Raw genomic sequence first — 19,367 nt, 5'->3', positions numbered from 1 at the left:
GCCAGGGACGACGGAACAGCTTCCAGGGACTGCCCCGACCGCCGACGAAAGCCTGCATGTGACCGCCACGGACCGCTCCATCGAGCTCATCACCGCCGCCGCCCAGGCGGCGGCCGACCGGCTCGCGCACGACATCATCGCCTACGACGTCAGTGACGTCCTGTCGATCACCGACGCCTTCCTGCTGGCCTCGGCCCCCAACGACCGCCAGGTCAAGTCGATCGTCGACGAGATCGAGGAGCGGCTCCTGAAGGAGCTCGGCGCCAAGCCGGTGCGCCGCGAGGGCGACCGCGACGCCCGCTGGATCCTGCTCGACTACGTCGACATCGTCATCCACGTCCAGCACAGCGAGGAGCGTGTCTTCTACGCGCTGGAGCGCCTGTGGAAGGACTGCCCCGAGATCGCGCTCCCCGAGGACGCGCTCAAGACCCGGGGCAAGGCCGAGGAGCACGCCCGGCTCAACGGCACCACGGAAGGTGACGCGAGCTGAACGGCAGCGGCAGCGGCCGGGGCCGCCGAGTAGTCCTCTGGCGGCACGGTCAGACGGCGTGGAACCTGGAGCGGCGCTTCCAGGGCACCACCGACATCGAGTTGACCGACACCGGAGTCGGGCAGGCCCGCCGGGCGGCCCGCCTCCTGGCGTCCCTGAAGCCCGACGCCGTCGTCGCCTCCGATCTGCGGCGCGCGGCGGCCACGGCCGCCGAGCTGTCCGCCGTGACGGGCCTCACGGTCACCCACGACGCCGGACTGCGCGAGACCTACGCCGGCGAGTGGCAGGGACTCACGCACGAGGAGATCATCGACCGGTACGGCGAGCAGTACGCCGCGTGGAAGCGCGGCGAGCCCGTACGCCGCGGTGGCGGCGAGCTGGAGACCGAGGTGGCCGACCGGGCCGCTCCGGTCGTCCTGGACCACGCCGGCCGGCTGCCGGACGGCGGCACGCTCGTCGTGGTCAGCCACGGCGGCACCATCCGTACGACGATCGGCCGGCTGCTCGGACTGGAGGCCCACCACTGGGAGGGCCTCGGCGGACTCAGCAACTGCTGCTGGTCGGTGCTGGGCGAGGGGGCGCGCGGCTGGCGCCTGCTGGAGCACAACGCCGGAACCCTGCCCGAACCGGTGCTCGGCGACGACACCTGAGGAGCCGCCCGACCACCCCGGAGGGCACCTCCGGGAGGGCGGTACCGGCCGGATTTCACTTTCCGGCTGGTCACAGGCTAGAGTTCTTCTTGTTCGCAGCGCGGAAAACACCGGAAACGGTGAGGAAGCGGAGAAGGACAGCGAACAGCGGGGCTATAGCTCAGTTGGTAGAGCGCCTGCATGGCATGCAGGAGGTCAGGAGTTCAATTCTCCTTAGCTCCACAGATGAAGATCCCGTCCCCTTGGGGGCGGGATCTTCTGCGTGTACCGGTCCGGTGCTTCTGCCGACCCGGTGTTCGTGTCGGCCCGGTGCTGACGGGCCGTCCCGGCCGCCGTGCCGTCCCGCTCCTCTTCCGATGCCGGCTCCGCCGCTGTTCCTCCCGTGCCGGTCCGTGGGCGGTGGCCGCCTGCGTCTTCGTCCGGTCGTGCGGCCGGGCGCGCGGGCTGACGTGGCGTCAGTAGCCCCCCGTGCACGGTTCGGCGGGCTTCCCCTCTTGCGGTGGCATGGCAGAATCGGAGCGCCGGAGGGGGCGACGGACCGATCGGGAGGGAGCACGATGCCTGCGAGCCGCGTGCGGGTCCCCGGTCAGCCTTGTGCGTCCGCTGTTCCAGCTCCGCCCGCCCGTCCCGTAGTTACCGTGATTCCCGAACACAGGTCCGGTCCCGGCGGCCCGTCCCGCGGCTTCTCCCAGGTGGTCCAGGCACCGGAGGGCGGCGGGATCAGGTGCGCACGCACGGCCAGCGGCCACAGCTGGAGCTGACTGCATGGGTGCGCACAGGCGGAAATGCGACTGGTGTGGCAGTGGTACGCCCATCGTCAGGGACATGGATCCGGTCAACGCGGACTACCAGTACTGGTGCGAGGAGTGCGCGCGGGCGCTGATCATAAAAGGCGACCCCATCGAGACCTACCGCGAGCTGGAGGGGGAGCCCATCTACGGGCGGCTCCTGGAGGAGCACTGCACCCTCAAGAGGTTCTACTCCTTCGCCACGGCCTGATGGCGGGGGCCGGCTGCGGGGGGCCGGCGCCGGGGGCCTGGCGGCAGGGCCTGCGGAGGTGTGGCGGGGGCGTCAGGGCGGCACGAATCGGGCATAGCGGACCTGGTCGGAATGGATTTGGGGAGTACCGGGGAGGCCGTGTAATGTTCTCGATGTCGCCAAGGGAAACCGGAACGGCAAGCGGAACAAGGGGCTATAGCTCAGTTGGTAGAGCGCCTGCATGGCATGCAGGAGGTCAGGAGTTCAATTCTCCTTAGCTCCACAGTGAAGAGGGCGGGTCATCCGAATCGGATGGCCCGCCTTTTCGTTGTCCGCTGTTTCCCGTTGACCCCACTTGCGCGCTTCGCCGGGTCTCGTCGCCGGACTTCCTGCCCCTCCGGTGCTTCCTGCGGACGCCCTGCCCGCAGGTCGCCCCCGGCCGCCGCCCGGCTGCCCCCCTGGCGTCCCCCGGCCCGTCCAGCAGGTGGCCGCTCCCGGTAGGCCTCCGGTCCTGTGCGGTACCCTGACGCCATGCGTGCCGTACGCCTTCTGCTTAGCGAGCCGCGCTGATCACTACCGACCGGTGAGAACGCCTGGTCGGACTCGGCGCGGCGTCCCCTCCTGTGCGAGGGGATTTTTCGTTTCCGTAGACGCGCGTCCTTCGACGTGGGCGCCGGCAGATGACGATCGATGGAGCTTTGAGGATCATGAGCGAGACGAATTCCGCAGCCGAGACGGCTGCGCCGCACCGCTACACGGCGGCGATGGCCGCCGACATCGAGGCACGCTGGCAGGACTTCTGGGACGCCGAGGGCACGTACGAGGCGCCCAACCCGACCGGCGACCTGGCGGGCGACCCCGAGCTGGCCGCCAAGCCCAAGAAGTTCATCATGGACATGTTCCCGTACCCCTCGGGCGCGGGCCTGCACGTCGGCCACCCGCTGGGTTACATCGCCACCGACGTGTACGCCCGCCACCAGCGGATGTCCGGCCACAACGTCCTGCACACCCTGGGCTTCGACGCCTTCGGCCTGCCCGCCGAGCAGTACGCCGTGCAGACCGGCACGCACCCGCGGATCTCCACCGAAGCGAACATGGAGAACATGCGGGCCCAGCTGCGCCGGCTGGGCCTGGGCCACGACAAGCGCCGCTCGTTCGCCACGATCGACGCGGAGTACTACAAGTGGACCCAGTGGATCTTCCTGCAGATCTTCAACTCCTGGTACGACACCGACGCCGACAAGGCCCGTCCGATCGGCGAGCTGGTCGCCCAGTTCGAGAGCGGTGAGCGGTCCACGCCGGACGGCCGTTCCTGGCAGGACCTGTCCGCCGTCGAGCGCGCCGACCTGCTGAGCGAGTACCGCCTGGCGTACGCCTCCGACGCCCCCGTCAACTGGTCGCCGGGCCTGGGCACCGTCCTGGCCAACGAGGAGGTGACCGCCGACGGACGCTCCGAGCGCGGGAACTTCCCGGTCTTCAAGTCCAAGCTGCGCCAGTGGAACATGCGCATCACCGCGTACGCCGACCGTCTGCTGGACGACCTGGACGGCCTGGACTGGCCGGAAGCCATCAAGCTGCAGCAGCGCAACTGGATCGGCCGTTCCGAGGGCGCGCGCGTCGACTTCCCCGTCGACGGCGCCGGTGCGATCACCGTCTTCACCACCCGCCAGGACACCCTGTTCGGTGCCACCTACATGGTGCTGGCGCCCGAGCACGAGCTGGTCGAGCGGATCATCCCGGCCGCCTGGCCCGAGGGCACCCACCCGGTCTGGACCGGCGGCCACGCCACCCCCGCCGAGGCCGTCACCGCGTACCGCAAGCAGGCCGCGGCCAAGTCGGACGTCGAGCGCCAGGCCGAGGCCAAGGACAAGACCGGCGTCTTCACCGGCGCGTACGCGACCAACCCGGTCAGCGGCGACAAGGTTCCCGTCTTCATCGCCGACTACGTCCTGATGGGCTACGGCACCGGCGCGATCATGGCCGTCCCGGCGCACGACACCCGCGACTTCGCCTTCGCGCGCGCCTTCGAGCTGCCGATGCGCTGCGTCGTCGAGCCCTCGGACGACCGCGGCACCGACCCCGCCACGTGGGAGGACGCCTTCTCCTCGTACGAGGCGAAGCTGGTCAACTCCTCGAACGAAGAGATCTCGCTCGACGGCCTGGGCGTCGTGGACGCCAAGGCGAAGATCACCGAGTGGCTGCGGGAGCGCGGCGTCGGCGAGGGCACCGTGAACTTCCGGCTGCGCGACTGGCTGTTCAGCCGCCAGCGCTACTGGGGCGAGCCCTTCCCGATCGTCTACGACGAGGACGGCATCGCCCACCCGCTGCCCGAGTCGATGCTGCCCCTGGAGCTGCCGGAGGTCGAGGACTACTCCCCGCGCACCTTCGACCCGGACGACGCGGACACCAAGCCGGAGCCCCCGCTGTCGCGGAACGCCGACTGGGTCAACGTCACCCTGGACCTGGGCGACGGCAACGGCCCGCGCACGTACCGGCGCGAGACCAACACCATGCCGAACTGGGCCGGTTCCTGCTGGTACGAGCTGCGCTACCTGGACCCGAACAACGAGCGGGCACTGGTCGACCCGGCGATCGAGCAGTACTGGATGGGCCCGCGCGAGGGACAGCCGACCGGCGGTGTCGACCTGTACGTCGGCGGCGCCGAGCACGCGGTGCTGCACCTGCTGTACGCGCGTTTCTGGTCCAAGGTGCTGCACGACCTGGGCCACGTCTCGTCCTCCGAGCCGTTCCACAAGCTGTACAACCAGGGCATGATCCAGGCGTTCGTCTACCGCGACGCCCGTGGCATCCCGGTGCCGGCGGCCGAGGTCGAGGAGCGCGACGGACAGTTCTTCCACCAGGGCGAGAAGGTCAGCCGCGTCCTGGGCAAGATGGGCAAGTCCCTGAAGAACGCCGTCACGCCGGACGAGATCTGCGCCGAGTACGGCGCGGACACCCTGCGCCTGTACGAGATGGCGATGGGCCCGCTGGATGTCTCGCGCCCGTGGGACACCCGCGCCGTGGTCGGCCAGTACCGCCTGCTGCAGCGGCTGTGGCGCAATGTCGTCGACGAGGAGACCGGTGAGGTCACCGTCGTGGACGCGGAGCCCGGCGAGGACACGCTGCGCGCGCTGCACAAGGCGATCGACGGCGTCGCCCAGGACATGGCCGGAATGCGTTTCAACACGGCCATCGCCAAGGTGACCGAGCTGAACAACCACCTGACCAAGACGGGCGGCCCGCTGTCCCGCCCGGTGGCCGAGAGCCTGGTCCTGCTGGTCGCCCCGCTGGCCCCGCACGTCGCCGAGGAGCTGTGGCGCCGGCTGGGCCACACCGAGTCGGTCGTGCACCAGGACTTCCCGGTGGCCGACCCGGCTTACGTCGTGGACGAGACCGTCACCTGCGTCGTCCAGATCAAGGGCAAGGTCAGGGCCCGCCTGGAGATCTCCCCGTCCATCACGGACGCGGAGCTGGAGTCGCTGGCCCTGGCCGACGAGGCCGTGGTCGCCGCTCTGGGCGGAGCCGGGATCCGCAAGGTGATCGTGCGGGCGCCGAAGCTGGTCAACATCGTCCCGGCATGACCGTCCCGGTATGACCGTCCCGGCGTGAGGCGCCGGGGGCCTGGGTAGGCACCTCGCTGTGAGGCGCCTTCCGGGGCCCCGGGTCACCGGGCGCACGACTGCCAGGGCTTTCCCCTACGGGCAGGTTGGGGGTTCCGACGGAACCCTCGGCCTGCCCGTTGCGTTTACGGTGGAGAGGGTGGCCGTCACCGGGTGGCCGCCGGAGCCGTCATCACCAGCTTTCCGATCCGCATTCCGATCCGATCGACCGTCGACTGCCGAGGGGCGTTCATGGAGACTCTGCTCTTGATCCTGGCGCTGCTCTTCGTCGCGTTCGTGGGCCTCGGCGTGTACGCCGGGGTGAAGGCCGTCAAGGCCGCCAAGCGAGGCGTCGACCGGACACTCACCCAGGCCCGGCGGACGGTCGAGGAGACCACCCTGCGGGCGAAGAGCTACGGCCAGCCCGGAGTCACCGGCGAGCTGGCGCAGCTGCGGCTCTCCCTGCGCACCGCGATGCGCGCGACCCAGGAGACGCTGGGGGCCGGGGCCGCCGAGGACGCCTCGCTCTCGGAGTCCCTGGGGCTCTTCCAGCGGCTCAGCGCGCACGGCCGGGAGCTGGACGACGAGCTGAAGCGGCTGGAGCGGGAGCCCGACCGCGTCACGGTGGCGCAGCTGATGCCCGGACTCCGGGAGCGCACCGAGCGCATCACGAAGTCCGCCGACTCGCTCCGCTGGGCGGCCCGCGACCGGGCCAGGCGGTTCGCCGACGACGACTTGGACGCTCTCAACGCGCAGATCGACGTGGAGGCCGGGGCGCTGCGGCACTGGACGACGGGCGAGGAGCCAGCGGCTTCGGCTCCCCGGGCGCCGCACGGTTCCGGGGAGCGCCGGGGCTCCGGTGCGTCCCGCGGTTCCGGCACACCCCAGGAGTTCGGGGCGGCCCAGGAGTTCGGGGCTTCCGCGCCGGGCACGGCACGGGAGGCGTCGCGCGAGTTGCCGGAGTCGGGTCCCGCCGCGCGGATCAGGCCGCCGTGGCAGAAGTCCACCCGGCCGGAGACGACGAACTGAGCGTCGGGCGGAGCACGTCCGCGGCTGGTGCGACGTGGTGCGACGTGGTGCGACGTGGTGCGAGGTTGGCGGGTGGTGGCCCCGGGCGGTGGTCCCGCAGGTGGCAAGATGCCTCCCGCACCGTCCGTAAAGGATCAGCGGCCCGGGGTCGGGCTGCCGCGCCACTCCACCGGAAGGTAATCTCCGGCTCATGTCCCGCCATGTCGCGATCGTTACCGATTCAACGGCCTACTTGCCTCCCCGGACGATGGAGCGGCACGGCATCACAGCGGTGCCGCTGACCGTCGTCCTCGGCGACCAGGCGTTGGAGGAGGGCACGGAGATCTCGTCCCGTTCGCTCGCGGTGGCCCTCCAGAAGCGCCGTTCGGTGACCACGTCCCGCCCCAGCCCGGAGGTCTTCGCCGAGACCTACCGGGCGGCGGCCGAAGCGGGTGCGACCGGTGTCGTCTCGCTGCACCTGTCCGCGGAGTTCTCGGGGACGTACGACGCCGCGCTGCTGGCCGCGAAGGAAGCCCCGGTGCCGGTGCGGGTGGTGGACACCGGGATGGTCGCGATGGCCCTCGGATTCTGCGCGCTGGCGGCGGCCGAGGCCACCGAGGCGGGCGGCGGACTGGACGACGCCGTACTGGCGGCGGAGCGGCGGGCACGTGTCACCTCCGCCTACTTCTACGTGGACACCCTCGACTACCTCCGCCGGGGCGGCCGGATCGGGGCGGCCCAGGCGCTGTTCGGCTCCGCGCTCGCCGTGAAGCCGCTGCTCCAGCTCGACGGCGGGCGCATCGAGATGCTGGAGAAGGTACGGACGGCCTCCCGGGCCATCGCCCGGCTGGAGGAGATCGTCGCAGACCGGGCCGGTACGGGCGCGGTGGACATCGCGGTGCACCACCTCGCGGCTCCGGAACGGGCCGAGCGGCTCGCGGAACGCCTTCGGGAGCGGGTGCCCGGGCTGGTGGACCTGCACGTCAGCGAGGTCGGCGCGGTGATCGGGGCACACACGGGGCCGGGACTGCTCGGAGCGGTGATCTCGGAGCGGTGACCTCGGCCCGGCGACCTCGCTCCGATGATCTCGCCGCGCTGATGCCGGCGGCTGTGTCTTCAACGCGCCCGGTGGCTGTGTTCTCAACGCGCCGATCCCGTCGCGTCCTTGGGTCACTTTCCCTCCATCGAGTGGCGGAGTTGTCCACAACCGGGCGGTTGTCCACGGAAATCAGGGCTGCTCAGCGGGTTCTCGCGGAGGTGCCTAACGTCCTGAGGCATGGCTCTTCGATCAGCTCATCCGCGTCCGTGCTCCTCCGCTCCCGGCCTCGACCTCCTCGCACTTCCCGACTCCGCGCATCCGCGGCCTGCTGACGCCGCGTCCGGCGGCCCCGGGGCCGATCCCGGTGCCGTCTCCGGTGTTCGCCCGGGACGGCGTGCCAGGGGGCGGCCGGCGGACGAGGCTGCGCTGGCGGGGCGCCGACGGGCCGACGCGCTGCTGGGCGAGGCGGAGGCCGGGCCGGCCGCGGAGCCGGTGGAGGCGGAGGCCACCGGGGCCGTGGCTCGTGCCGCTCTCCGTGAGCGGTTACCTCTCTGGTTCCAGCTCCGGTGCGCCCTCGAACCGAAGGCGACGGCCGCTCTGGGCGTGGTCCTGGCCGGCCTCGCGGTCCTGGCCGGGGCGCACTTCTGGACCGCCGGGCCGGAGACCGTACGCGTCCCCGAAGCGGTGCGGGCGGCGGCCGAGGCATCCGCCCTGCCGCGTACGGAGAACGTGGGGGCGATGTCGATGGCGCCCCCTCCGCCACCGCCGCGGCCGTCCGCTGCCACCGCTCCCGACGCCGTGGCCGCCGACCGGAACCGGATCGTGGTCGACGTGAACGGCAAGGTGCGGCGGCCGGGAGTCCAGCACCTGAGGGCCGGATCGAGGGTCGCCGATGCGCTGCACGCCGCCGGGGGCGTACTCGCGGGGACGGACGTCACCGGCCTCAACCGCGCCCGGATCCTCAACGACGGCGAGCAGGTGGTGGTCGGAATCCCCATGGCCCCACAGCCTCCGGGCGCGGCCGGGGGACCGGGCCCGGGCGGCGGAGGGACGGCGCAGGCCGGCCCCCTGAGCCTCAGCAGCGCCACCGCCGAGCAACTGGAGACGCTGCCGGGGGTCGGACCGGTTCTGGCCCAGCACATCGTCGACTACCGCACCGAGCACGGGGGATACGGCTCCGTCGACGAATTGCGGCAGGTCACGGGCATCGGCGACCGGCGCTTCGCCGATCTCCAGCCCCTGGTGCGGCCATGACCCGGGACATCGGCGCCCCCGTCCGCACGGAGCGCCCGGCGGCCTGCGGAACGAGTACGGGCGAGGGCACGGCCACGGGTTCGGGCGCGGGGCAGGAGGGTCCGGCCGATCTGCGGCTGGTGCTGCCGGCCCTCGCCGCCTGGGCGGCCGCCGCGCTCTGCCTCGTCCTCCCCGGGGCCTGGACGGCGGCGGGGGTCGTCGTCTGTCTCGTGGCGGCCCTGGTTCTCCTGCGCGGGTCGTGGGGCGAGGGGAGCCGCCGGCCCACCGGAAGCATCGCGGTCTGCGCCGCACTGCTGTGCGCGGCGGCCGGGGCCGCGTCGGCGGGGCTGCACGGGGCCGATGCCCGCCGAGGTCCGGTACCGGGGCTGGCGCGGGCGCACACGGAGGTGGAAGCGGAGGTCACCATCACCTCCGATCCGGTACGTACGCGCGCCCAGGTGCGCGGCAGCCGGAGCATGCCTGCCCTGCTGCTGATCGACGCCGAGATCACCCGGCTCGCGCGGCCCGGTCACCGTCCCGGCTTCGGCCCGGGCCCCGGCTCCGGTGCGACGGGCCCCGGCCCCGACCCGGGGTCAGGGCCGGGTGTGGCTTCTTCCGCCGTCGGGGAGGCGTACGCCGTCGGGGAGGCGTACCGGCTCCGCACGCCGGTCGTCCTGATGGTGTCGCCCGGCGCCGCGCCGCGGGCGTGGCAGAGCCTGCTGCCCTCCACCGGTCTGCGGATCGGCGGCCGGCTCGTCCCCTCCACGCGCGAGGGCGAACGGAGCGCGGCGACCCTGCGGGTGGCTTCGGGTACCGCGCCACGGATCGTCAGCGGGCCCACCTTCACGCAGCGCCTGGCGGGGGAGTTGCGCGAAGGGCTGCGCCGGGCCACCGAAAGGCTCACCCCGGACGCCCGGGCGCTGCTGCCCGGCCTGGTGGTCGGCGACACCTCACGCGTCCCGACCGAACTGCACGACGCCTTCCGGTCCACCGATCTCACACACCTCCTGTCCGTTTCTGGTTCAAATCTATCTATTCTGCTCTTCTTGCTGATCGGCCCTCCGAGTGCCGCCCTGAGCGCCGAACGGCGGGGCCTCGCGCCCCGGCTGGGGCTGACCTTGCGCACGACGGCACTGATCGGTGGCCTGATCGCCCTCGCGTTCGTGATCGTCTGCCGGCCGGAGCCGAGCGTGCTGCGCGCGGCGGCGTGCGGGCTGATCACGCTCCTCGCCATCGGCACCGGCCGGCGCAGAGCCCTGATTCCCGCGCTGGCGGCGGCGGTTCTGCTGCTGGTGCTGTACGACCCGTGGCTGGCCCGGAGTTACGGCTTCCTGCTCTCCGTCCTGGCCACCGGATCGCTGCTCACTCTCGCGCCGCGCTGGGGGGCGGCCCTGTGCCGGAGGCGGGTGCCCGCCAGGCTCGCCGAGGTGCTGGCAGCCGCCGCGGCGGCGCAGGCCGTCTGCGCGCCCGTCGTCGTGGTGCTGGCCTCCCGGGTGAGCCTGGTGGCGGTCCCGTGCAACCTGCTCGCCGAGTTCGCGGTGGCGCCCGCCACGGTCCTCGGGTTCGCCGTGCTCGCCGTGGCCCCGGTGTCGATGCCCGCGGCACAGGTGCTGGCCCGGATCGCGGGGTGGCCGGTGGAGTGGATCGCCGGCATCGCCAGAACGGGTGCCGGGCTGCCCGGGGCGGAGGCGGCCTGGCCCGGCGGCTGGGGAGGTGCCGCTCTGCTGGCGGGAGTCACGCTGCTCGTGGTGGTGGGCGCCCGCCACCTGGGCCGGCACCCCTGGCTCTGCTCGGTGGCCGCGCTGATGCTGGTCCTCGCGGTCTTCAGACCCGTGCCGCTGACCCGCATGGTGACGGGGTGGCCCCCGCCCGGCTGGGCCTTCGCCCTCTGCGACGTCGGTCAGGGCGATGCGATGGTGCTCGCGGCAGGCGACGGGACCGGGGTCGTCGTGGACGCCGGGCCCGAACCGGCACCCGTCGACCGGTGCCTGCGGGAGCTGGGCGTCAGACGTGTGCCGCTGCTGGTGCTGACCCACTTCCACGCGGACCATGTGCGCGGGCTGCCCGGCGTGCTGCGGGGCAGGACGGTGGGGGCGGTCCAGACGACCGGCCTCGAACAGCCCGCGGAACAGGCCGCGTTCGTACGGCGTACCGCCGCCGCCTCGGGGGTGCCGCTGATTCCTGCGGCGGCGGGGGAGCACCGCCGCCTCGGGGCCCTCGACTGGCAGGTCCTGTGGCCGGAGGCGGGCGCCCGGGCGACGGCTGTGGCCACGGGCGTACCCGAGGAGCCGAACGACTCCAGTCTCACCCTGCTGGTCACGGCGCGGGGCGGTCTGCGGCTGCTGCTCCTGGGCGATCTCGAACCCCCGGCCCAGCAGGGACTGATACGCGCGCACCCCGAACTGTCCGGAGTGGACGTGCTCAAGGTGGCGCACCACGGCTCGGGTTTCCAGGACCCGGGGCTGATGCGCCGGGTGCGGCCGAGGCTCGCGCTCATCTCCTGCGGTGCCGGGAACCCGTACGGGCACCCGGCCCCGCGCACCGTGGCCGCACTGGCCGCGGGCGGCGCGAGGGTGCTGCGTACCGATGTGGACGGGGCGATCGCCGTGAGCGGTGCGGGGGCCGGACTGCGGGTGGTGGGCCGCCGGTAGGAGGTTCCGGTAGCCGGGGGCCGGTGCCGGCGAGGAGGGGTGGAGTGTCCGCAATACGGACCATTCTGTGAGAGGTGGCGTCAATAAGGATGTTCGGTAACAGCCCGTCACAGCACCGTGCATCCCGTACGAGCAGCTCTGTTTGCCTCGAACGCGGCAAGAATGATCGAATGCATTTTCGTCGGCGGGCCGCTGCTCCGACAACGACGTCCAGCCGTAGGGGCCCCAGGTGATCGCCCCCAGGAGTGCGCAATGTTCGGCCGTTGGTTTCGCAGCAATGGACAGTCGGGTGCCGCCTCCGGTGGCGCCCTCGCCGGAGTCACCGTGCCGCAGTCCGCGGGCGTGATCAGCTGCCGGGTGCTCGACCCGGTCGACCAGCCGGTGCTGCAGGCCGAGTTCGTCGTCACGGACGCCGGGGGCCGCAGGGTCTTCGGCGGCGACACCGACCCGTACGGGAGGATTCTCGCGGCGGTCCCGGCGGGCGAATACCGACTGGGCGTCACGTCCGAGGGGTTCACCCCCTTCCACGGGCCGGTCACGGTGACCGAGAGCGGGCACGCCAACCTCGGCGACGTACGGCTCCAGCTGGCGCAGCCCCCGCAGCTCCCCGCCCCCGGCGACTGGGAGATCGAGCCGACCCACACCCAGATCGGCTTCACCGCCCGGCACATCGGTATGGCGCGCGTCCACGGCAGGTTCAACACCTTCGCCGGTGCCATCCGCATCGCGGAGCACATGGAGGACTCCGCGATGCACGTCATCATCGACGCCGCGTCGATCGACACCAATGTCCAGATGCGCGACGACCACCTGCGCTCGGCCGACTTCCTGGACGTCGGCCACTTCCCCACGCTGGAGTTCTACAGCGAGCGCTTCGTGCACCGCGGCGGGAGCCGGTGGGCCGTCACCGGGGCGCTCACCCTCCACGGCGTCAGCCGCACCGTGACGCTGGAGACCCAGTACCTCGGTCTCGGCAACGGGCTGGAGGGCGAGGCGCGGGCCGCCTGCCGGGCCACCACCGAGCTGCACCGTGAAGACTTCACTCTCACCTGGCAGACGATGCTGGCCAAGGGAATCGCGGTCGTCGGCTCCAGCATCTCCATCGAGATGGACATCCAGATCGTCCAGAAGGGCTGACCCGTCGGGCGGGGGCCGACGCTCCACGGCGGCCGTGGCCCCTGCCCCGCCCGGCACCCCGCCCGCCACTGAGACCCCGAGCCCCCCTGGCCGCGGCCCCGCTGCGGTCCCTTCACGCCCCCTCTACGGGGCCTCCAGCCACCCCTCGTACTCCGCCGCGAAGGCGTCGAGAGCGGCGGCGTCCAGCCGCCCGTCCGGGTCCTCCACGACCACCAGCCACTGGGCGTCCTCGGCGTCGTCCTCGCCGGCCAGCGCGTCCCTCAGCAACTGCGGTTCCTCGCCGACGGCGAAGCGGTCGGGCAGCTCCTCGGCCACCTCCCGGGCGGCGTCACGGTCGGGCAGCACCAGTACATGTCTCACATCGCTCACCCACCCATTCTCGCCCGCGAGCCACTGTGCCCCGGACCGGGGACCGGGCATGCGGCGCTCCGGGCACACGGCGGTCCGGGCGGACGGCGGACCTGGCACGCGGCGGTCCTGGCATGCGGCGCTCCGGGCACACGGCGGTCCGGGCGGACGGCGGACCGGCTGTCGGTGGGGCGTGGGATGCTGGACGGCGATGGCCACCAGAAGGAACCCCACCGACGATCCGCTCGCCCCCCTCACGCTCGCCGTGGGCCAGGAGGACCTCCTCCTCGACCGCGCCGTGCAGCAGGTGGTGGCGGCAGCCCGCGCCGCCGACGCCGACACGGACGTCCGCGATCTCGCCTCGGAGCAGTTGCAGCCCGGCACGCTCGCCGAGCTGACCAGCCCGTCCCTCTTCGCCGAGCGGAAGGTGGTGATCGTCCGCAACGCCCACGATCTCTCCGCCGACACCGTGAAGGACGTCAAGGCGTACCTCGACTCCCCGGCCGAGGAGATCACCCTGGTGCTGCTCCACGCGGGCGGCGCCAAGGGCAAGGGCCTGCTGGACGCGGCCCGCAAGGCCGGAGCGCGTGAGGTCGCCTGCCCGAAGACGACGAAGCCGGCCGAGCGGCTCACCTTCGTACGGTCGGAGTTCCGGGCGCTGGGCCGTTCGGCCACCCCGGAGGCGTGCCAGTCTCTCGTGGACTCCATCGGCAGCGACCTGCGGGAGCTGGCGAGCGCCGTCTCCCAGCTCGTCGCGGACGTCGAAGGCACCATCGACGAGGCCGTCGTCGGGCGCTACTACACGGGCCGTGCCGAGGCGTCCTCGTTCACCGTCGCCGACCGGGCTGTGGAAGGGCGGGCCGCCGAGGCGCTGGAGGCGCTGCGCTGGTCCCTGTCGACGGGGGTCGCCCCCGTCCTCATCACCAGCGCCCTCGCCCAGGGAGTCCGGGCCATCGGCAAGCTTTCCTCCGCCCGGGGCGGACGCCCCGCCGACCTGGCCCGCGAGCTGGGCATGCCGCCGTGGAAGATCGACCGGGTACGCCAGCAGATGCGCGGCTGGACCCCGGACGGGATCGCGGCGGCGACCCTGGCCGTGGCCGCCGCCGACGCGGGCGTCAAGGGCGGCGGGGACGACCCCGAGTACGCACTGGAGAAGGCGGTCGTCGCCGTCGCGCGGGCCGCCCGCGCGGGCCGCTGATCCCGAGCTGATGTTCCCGAGCCGCTGAGCCGCCGAGCCGGTACCGGAGGCCTGAGACCTTCCGACCTCGTGGGCCCGTAACCACGCCCGCACAAGCGGAATGGCACCCGCGCCCGCACAAGCGGAATGGCACCCGCGCCCGTACACGCGGAAAGGCCCCGTTCGTCGCCCCGGGGAGGGGGACGAACGGGGCCTTTCCGTTCACGCTGTGTGTGCCGCACCCGCGTGGCGAACGCAGGTTCGGTGTGCGGCACGGGGTGCCGGTCAGGAGCGGGAGAGAGGGCCCGCTGTGTCCGTTCCGGCGATCACATCAGGGTGCTCAGGCGCTGAGGGAGGCAACCTTGGAGGCCAGGGCCGACTTCTTGTTGGCCGCGGCGTTCTTGTGGATGACACCCTTGGAGACGGCCTTGTCGAGCGCGCGGGAAGCGTCGCGAGCGGCCGTGGTGGCCTTCTCGACGTCACCGGCGACGGCAGCCTCACGGGCCTTGCGGATCGCGGTCTTGAGCGACGACTTGACGGCCTTGTTGCGCAGGCGCGCCTTCTCGTTGGTCTTGTTCCGCTTGATCTGGGACTTGATGTTCGCCACGAGAGAGCCTTTTCAGGTTCGTTGGATCTTCTGAGTGCGCCGCGCGTCTCCGCGGTATCACCCAAGGAGCCACGAGGCACAGCTGCCCACGGTACCAGTCACCCTCCTACCGGCCCAAACCCGTGGCTGCGGCCCAGGCGTGGGACGATGGAAGCTACGTATAGATCCGACCGACCCGACATCGACCCGAGACACGGCGTTCGGCGTCTCAAGAATCAGGACCCTGCGTGCCCGCGACTCCCACCAACGTGCCTGCGCCGAGCCGTACCGACCCGGCGCTGATCCGCAACTTCTGCATCATCGCGCACATCGACCACGGCAAGTCGACCCTTGCCGACCGGATGCTCCAGCTGACGGGCGTGGTCGACCAGCGGCAGATGCGCGCTCAGTACCTCGACCGGATGGACATCGAGCGCGAGCGCGGTATCACCATCAAGTCCCAGGCGGTCCGTCTGCCGTGGGCGCCCACCACGGCGGAGGGCAAGGGCAGCACCCACATCCTCAACATGATCGACACCCCCGGGCACGTGGACTTCACGTACGAGGTGTCGCGTTCGCTCGCCGCCTGTGAGGGCACGGTCCTGCTGGTCGACGCGGCCCAGGGGATCGAGGCGCAGACCCTGGCCAACCTGTACCTGGCCATGGAGAACGACCTCACCATCGTCCCGGTGCTGAACAAGATCGACCTGCCGGCCGCGCAGCCCGAGAAGTTCTCCGAGGAGCTGGCGAACCTCATCGGCTGCCAGCCGGAGGACGTCCTCAAGGTCTCCGCGAAGACCGGTGTCGGCGTGGACGCGCTGCTGGACCGGGTGGTCCGGGACGTTCCGGCCCCCGTGGGCCAGGCGGACGCCCCCGCCCGCGCGATGATCTTCGACTCGGTCTACGACTCCTACCGCGGCGTCGTCACGTACGTCCGTGTGGTCGACGGCCAGCTCAACAAGCGCGAGCGCATCCGGATGATGTCGACCGGCGCCACGCACGAGCTGCTGGAGATCGGTGTCTCCTCCCCGGAGATGACCCCGGCGGACGGCCTCGGTGTGGGTGAGGTCGGTTACATCATCACCGGTGTGAAGGACGTCCGTCAGTCCAAGGTCGGTGACACGATCACCTCCCTGCACAGCGGGGCGACCGAGGCGCTGGGCGGGTACAAGGACCCGAAGCCGATGGTGTTCTCGGGGCTCTACCCGCTGGACGGCTCGGACTACCCGGACCTGCGCGAGGCCCTGGACAAGCTCCAGCTCAACGACGCGGCCCTGGTCTACGAGCCGGAGACCTCCGCCGCGCTCGGCTTCGGCTTCCGCGTCGGCTTCCTCGGCCTGCTCCACCTCGACGTGATCCGCGAGCGCCTGGAGCGCGAGTTCGGCCTCGACCTCATCGCCACCGCACCCAACGTGGTGTACCGCGTGACGATGGAGGACGGCACCGAGCACACCGTCACCAACCCGAGCGAGTTCCCCGAGGGCAAGATCGACTCGGTGCACGAGCCGGTCGTCCGGGCCACTGTCCTCGCGCCCAGCGAGTTCATCGGCGCGATCATGGAGCTCTGCCAGAACCGGCGCGGCACCCTGATCGGCATGGACTACCTCTCCGAGGACCGGGTGGAGATCCGCTACACCCTGCCGCTCGCCGAGATCGTCTTCGACTTCTTCGACCAGCTGAAGTCGAAGACCCGCGGGTACGCCTCGCTCGACTACGAGCCCACCGGCGAGCAGTCGGCGCAGCTCGTCAAGGTCGACATCCTGCTGCACGGCGACAAGGTGGACGCGTTCTCCGCCGTCACCCACAAGGACAAGGCGTACGCGTACGGCGTGCGGCTCGTCGCCAAGCTGCAGAAGCTCATCCCCCGGCAGAACTTCGAGGTGCCGATCCAGGCGGCCATCGGCTCCCGGGTCATCGCCCGTGAGACCGTCCGCGCCATCCGCAAGGACGTCCTCGCCAAGTGCTACGGCGGTGACATCTCCCGTAAGCGGAAGCTGCTGGAGAAGCAGAAGGAGGGCAAGAAGCGGATGAAGATGGTCGGCAACGTCGAGGTGCCGCAGGACGCGTTCATCGCCGTCCTGTCCACCGACGAGTCCGGCGCCGAGGCCAAGGGCAAGAAGTAGCCCGCCCCGCGGCCTCACCCGCCGCGGCATCTCCGTGGGCCTCGTCCGTACACCCCGTGGACCTCTCCACCGGGTGTACGGACGAGCTGTTCGAGGCGTCACACGTTCGGGCCCCTGTTCCTCCGCACAGTGCGGAGGGCGGGGGCCCGTTCGTTATGAACCGGCGGCCCGTGGCCCCTTACGCGGAAACCGGGCGCGCTTTACCCTGATCACGGCTCGTCTAGTTACTCGCCAGTTAAGCAAGCCGGTGGTGAGCCGGTCGTACAGGGCGGGAACAGCCGAGCGAGCGTGACGAGCAGGACGCGCGGTGGATCAGGATCACGCGCAGAGCGGGAACGAGAAGCAAGCAGACACAGCAGGATCACCAAGCGGCCGGTCGTAGCGATGCCGCAGGCCCGGAGGACGTCGTGAGCGACACACCACAGACCCTGATCGACAACCGACCGCCCTCCGTGGCGAATCTCTTCATGGAGCGGGTGGCCGCCACGCCGGACGGCGAGGCGTACCGCTACCCGGTGCCCTCGTCCACGGGCGAGGGTCCGGACGAGTGGAAGTCGCTGACCTGGGGCGAGTCCGCCGAACGCGTCTACGCCATCGCTGCGGGCCTGATCGCGCTCGGTGTGCGGCCCGAGGAGCGGGTCGCGCTCGCGTCCTCCACCCGGGTCGAGTGGATCCTCGCCGACCTGGGCGTGATGTGCGCCGGCGCCGCGACGACCACGGTCTACCCCTCCACCAACACCGAGGAGTCCGCCTTCATCCTGGCCGACTCCGAGAGCCGGGTGCTGATCGCGGAGGACGCGGCCCAGGTCGCGAAGGCCCGCGAGTCCCGTGCCGAGCTGCCCGACCTCACCCGTGTCGTCGTCATCGACCCGGCTGCCGCCGAGCCCGCCGAGGGCGACCCCGAGGGCTGGCTGCTGACCCTCGCCGAGCTGGAGGCCCAGGGCGCCGCGTACCTGGTGGAGCACCCGGAGGCCGTCAAGGAGCGGGTGTCGGACATCACCGCCGACCAGCTGGCCACCCTGATCTACACCTCCGGCACCACCGGGCGGCCCAAGGGAGTGCGGCTGCCGCACGACAACTGGTCGTACATGGCCAAGGCCACCGTCGCGACCGGGCTGATCAACGCCGACGACGTCCAGTACCTCTGGCTGCCGCTCGCGCACGTCTTCGGCAAGGTGCTGACCTCCGGCCAGATCGAGGTCGGCCACGTCACCGCCGTCGACGGCCGGGTCGACAAGATCATCGAGAACCTCCCGGTGGTCCGGCCCACCTACATGGCGGCCGTCCCGCGCATCTTCGAGAAGGTCTACAACGGCGTCGCGGCCAAGGCCCGCGCCGGTGGCGGGGCCAAGTACAAGATCTTCCAGTGGTCCGTGGGCGTCGCCCGCGAGTACGCCAAGGTCTCGCAGGACAACTTCCGCCGTACGGGCACCGCCTCCGTCCCCTTCGCCCTCGGCGCCAAGCACCGGGCCGCGGACGCCCTCGTCTTCGCGAAGATCCGCGAGGCGTTCGGCGGCCGGCTGCGCGCCTGCGTCTCCGGCTCCGCCGCACTCGCCCCGGACATCGGCTACTTCTTCGCCGGCGCGGGCGTGCACATCCTGGAGGGGTACGGCCTCACCGAGTCCAGCGCCGCCTCGTTCTGCAACCCGGGCGAGGCCTACCGCACCGGCACCGTCGGCAAGCCGCTCCCCGGCACCGAGGTCCGCATCGCCGACGACGGCGAGGTGCTGCTGCGCGGCCCCGGCATCATGGAGGGCTACCACCGGCTCCCGGACAAGTCGTCCGAGGTGCTGGAGTCGGACGGCTGGCTGCACACCGGCGACATCGGCGAACTCTCCGTCGACGGGTACCTGAGCATCACGGACCGGAAGAAGGACCTGATCAAGACCTCGGGCGGCAAGTACGTCGCCCCGGCCGAGGTCGAGGGCCAGTTCAAGGCGGTCTGCCCGTTCGTCTCCAACATCCTGGTGCACGGCGCGGACCGGAACTTCTGCACCGCGCTCATCGCCCTGGACGAACCCGCGATCCTCGGCTGGGCGGCCGAGAACGGCCTGGACGGCAAGCCGTACGCCGAAGTGGTGGCGGCCCCGCAGACCGTGGAGCTCATCGAGGGCTACGTCAACGAGCTCAACGGGGGACTTCAGCGGTGGCAGACCATCAAGAAGTTCCGCCTCCTCCCGCGTGACCTGGACATCGAACACGGCGAGCTGACCCCCAGCCTCAAGCTGAAGCGGCCGGTCGTCGAGCGCGAGTACAAGTCGCTGATCGAGGACATGTACGCGGGGACGCGCGAGGCCTGAGCACGGGCGAGGGAGCGCGGGGCGGTACGGCCGACGGCCGTACCGCCC

General features: G+C 71.5%; 14 protein-coding genes and 2 tRNA genes. 14 read left to right on the top strand and 2 right to left on the bottom strand.

Annotated elements, in window-relative coordinates:
- Positions 1-58: 58 nt before the first annotated feature.
- The 11 genes from rsfS (at position 59) to ACWCSV_RS32330 (ending at position 12,785) form a co-directional block, all read left to right on the top strand.
- Complete coding sequence (gene rsfS, locus ACWCSV_RS32380; RefSeq protein WP_327175786.1) at positions 59-490, top strand: ribosome silencing factor; 432 nt, start codon at positions 59-61, stop codon at positions 488-490.
- Positions 487-1,140: a histidine phosphatase family protein gene (locus ACWCSV_RS32375; protein ID WP_451148444.1), complete on the top strand. Its 654-nt coding sequence runs from the start codon at positions 487-489 to the stop codon at positions 1,138-1,140. Before rsfS ends, ACWCSV_RS32375 begins: the two co-directional genes overlap by 4 nt.
- Before the next feature lie 149 nt (positions 1,141-1,289).
- Positions 1,290-1,362: transfer RNA gene (locus ACWCSV_RS32370), tRNA-Ala, on the top strand.
- A gap of 543 nt (positions 1,363-1,905) precedes the next feature.
- Positions 1,906-2,139, top strand: a complete 234-nt coding sequence (locus ACWCSV_RS32365) for a hypothetical protein (protein WP_018103228.1) — start codon at positions 1,906-1,908, stop codon at positions 2,137-2,139.
- Positions 2,140-2,328: 189 nt separating this feature from the next.
- Positions 2,329-2,401: transfer RNA gene (locus ACWCSV_RS32360), tRNA-Ala, on the top strand.
- A 424-nt stretch (positions 2,402-2,825) separates the two neighbouring features.
- Positions 2,826-5,699: a leucine--tRNA ligase gene (gene leuS, locus ACWCSV_RS32355; protein ID WP_451148423.1), complete on the top strand. Its 2,874-nt coding sequence runs from the start codon at positions 2,826-2,828 to the stop codon at positions 5,697-5,699.
- 270 nt (positions 5,700-5,969) lie between these two features.
- On the top strand, positions 5,970-6,746 hold the full coding sequence (locus ACWCSV_RS32350; protein ID WP_451148421.1) for a hypothetical protein: 777 nt from the start codon (positions 5,970-5,972) through the stop codon (positions 6,744-6,746).
- 190 nt (positions 6,747-6,936) lie between these two features.
- Positions 6,937-7,782, top strand: a complete 846-nt coding sequence (locus ACWCSV_RS32345) for a DegV family protein (RefSeq protein ID WP_451148419.1) — start codon at positions 6,937-6,939, stop codon at positions 7,780-7,782.
- Positions 7,783-8,367: 585 nt separating this feature from the next.
- The gene (locus ACWCSV_RS32340; RefSeq protein ID WP_451148417.1) at positions 8,368-9,018 is read left to right on the top strand and encodes a helix-hairpin-helix domain-containing protein; all 651 of its coding nucleotides are present in this window, start codon (positions 8,368-8,370) and stop codon (positions 9,016-9,018) included.
- Positions 9,015-11,648 (top strand): ComEC/Rec2 family competence protein, encoded by a 2,634-nt coding sequence (locus tag ACWCSV_RS32335; protein WP_451148415.1) that lies wholly within the window; start codon positions 9,015-9,017, stop codon positions 11,646-11,648. The genes ACWCSV_RS32340 and ACWCSV_RS32335 overlap by 4 nt, the downstream gene beginning before the upstream one ends.
- 252 nt (positions 11,649-11,900) lie before the next feature.
- A complete protein-coding gene (locus tag ACWCSV_RS32330) occupies positions 11,901-12,785 on the top strand; it encodes a YceI family protein (protein WP_451148413.1) in 885 nt (294 codons plus the stop codon).
- A gap of 123 nt (positions 12,786-12,908) precedes the next feature.
- Here the strand turns inward: ACWCSV_RS32330 and ACWCSV_RS32325 are convergent, their stop codons facing one another.
- Positions 12,909-13,154 carry a hypothetical protein gene (locus ACWCSV_RS32325; RefSeq protein WP_451148411.1) on the bottom strand — a complete coding sequence of 82 codons (246 nt, stop codon included), beginning with the start codon at positions 13,152-13,154 and terminating at the stop codon, positions 12,909-12,911.
- Between the two features lie 190 nt (positions 13,155-13,344).
- Between ACWCSV_RS32325 and holA the strand changes: the two genes are divergently transcribed.
- Positions 13,345-14,331, top strand: a complete 987-nt coding sequence (gene holA, locus ACWCSV_RS32320) for a DNA polymerase III subunit delta (RefSeq protein WP_327175778.1) — start codon at positions 13,345-13,347, stop codon at positions 14,329-14,331.
- Between the two features lie 319 nt (positions 14,332-14,650).
- Here holA and rpsT read toward each other — a convergent pair whose 3' ends face one another.
- On the bottom strand, positions 14,651-14,917 hold the full coding sequence (gene rpsT, locus ACWCSV_RS32315; RefSeq protein ID WP_327175777.1) for a 30S ribosomal protein S20: 267 nt from the start codon (positions 14,915-14,917) through the stop codon (positions 14,651-14,653).
- Positions 14,918-15,144: 227 nt separating this feature from the next.
- On the opposite strand from rpsT, the gene lepA reads away from it, so the two are divergent.
- Together lepA and ACWCSV_RS32305 are read left to right on the top strand one after the other, a co-directional pair.
- Positions 15,145-17,019 carry a translation elongation factor 4 gene (lepA, locus tag ACWCSV_RS32310; RefSeq protein ID WP_451148409.1) on the top strand — a complete coding sequence of 625 codons (1,875 nt, stop codon included), beginning with the start codon at positions 15,145-15,147 and terminating at the stop codon, positions 17,017-17,019.
- A 407-nt stretch (positions 17,020-17,426) separates the two neighbouring features.
- Positions 17,427-19,319: an AMP-dependent synthetase/ligase gene (locus ACWCSV_RS32305; RefSeq protein WP_451148407.1), complete on the top strand. Its 1,893-nt coding sequence runs from the start codon at positions 17,427-17,429 to the stop codon at positions 19,317-19,319.
- Positions 19,320-19,367 lie beyond the last annotated feature (48 nt).

The sequence above is a fragment of the Streptomyces sp. NPDC001770 genome (genome assembly GCF_053596135.1).
This window is presented reverse-complemented; position numbering and strand designations above follow the sequence as displayed.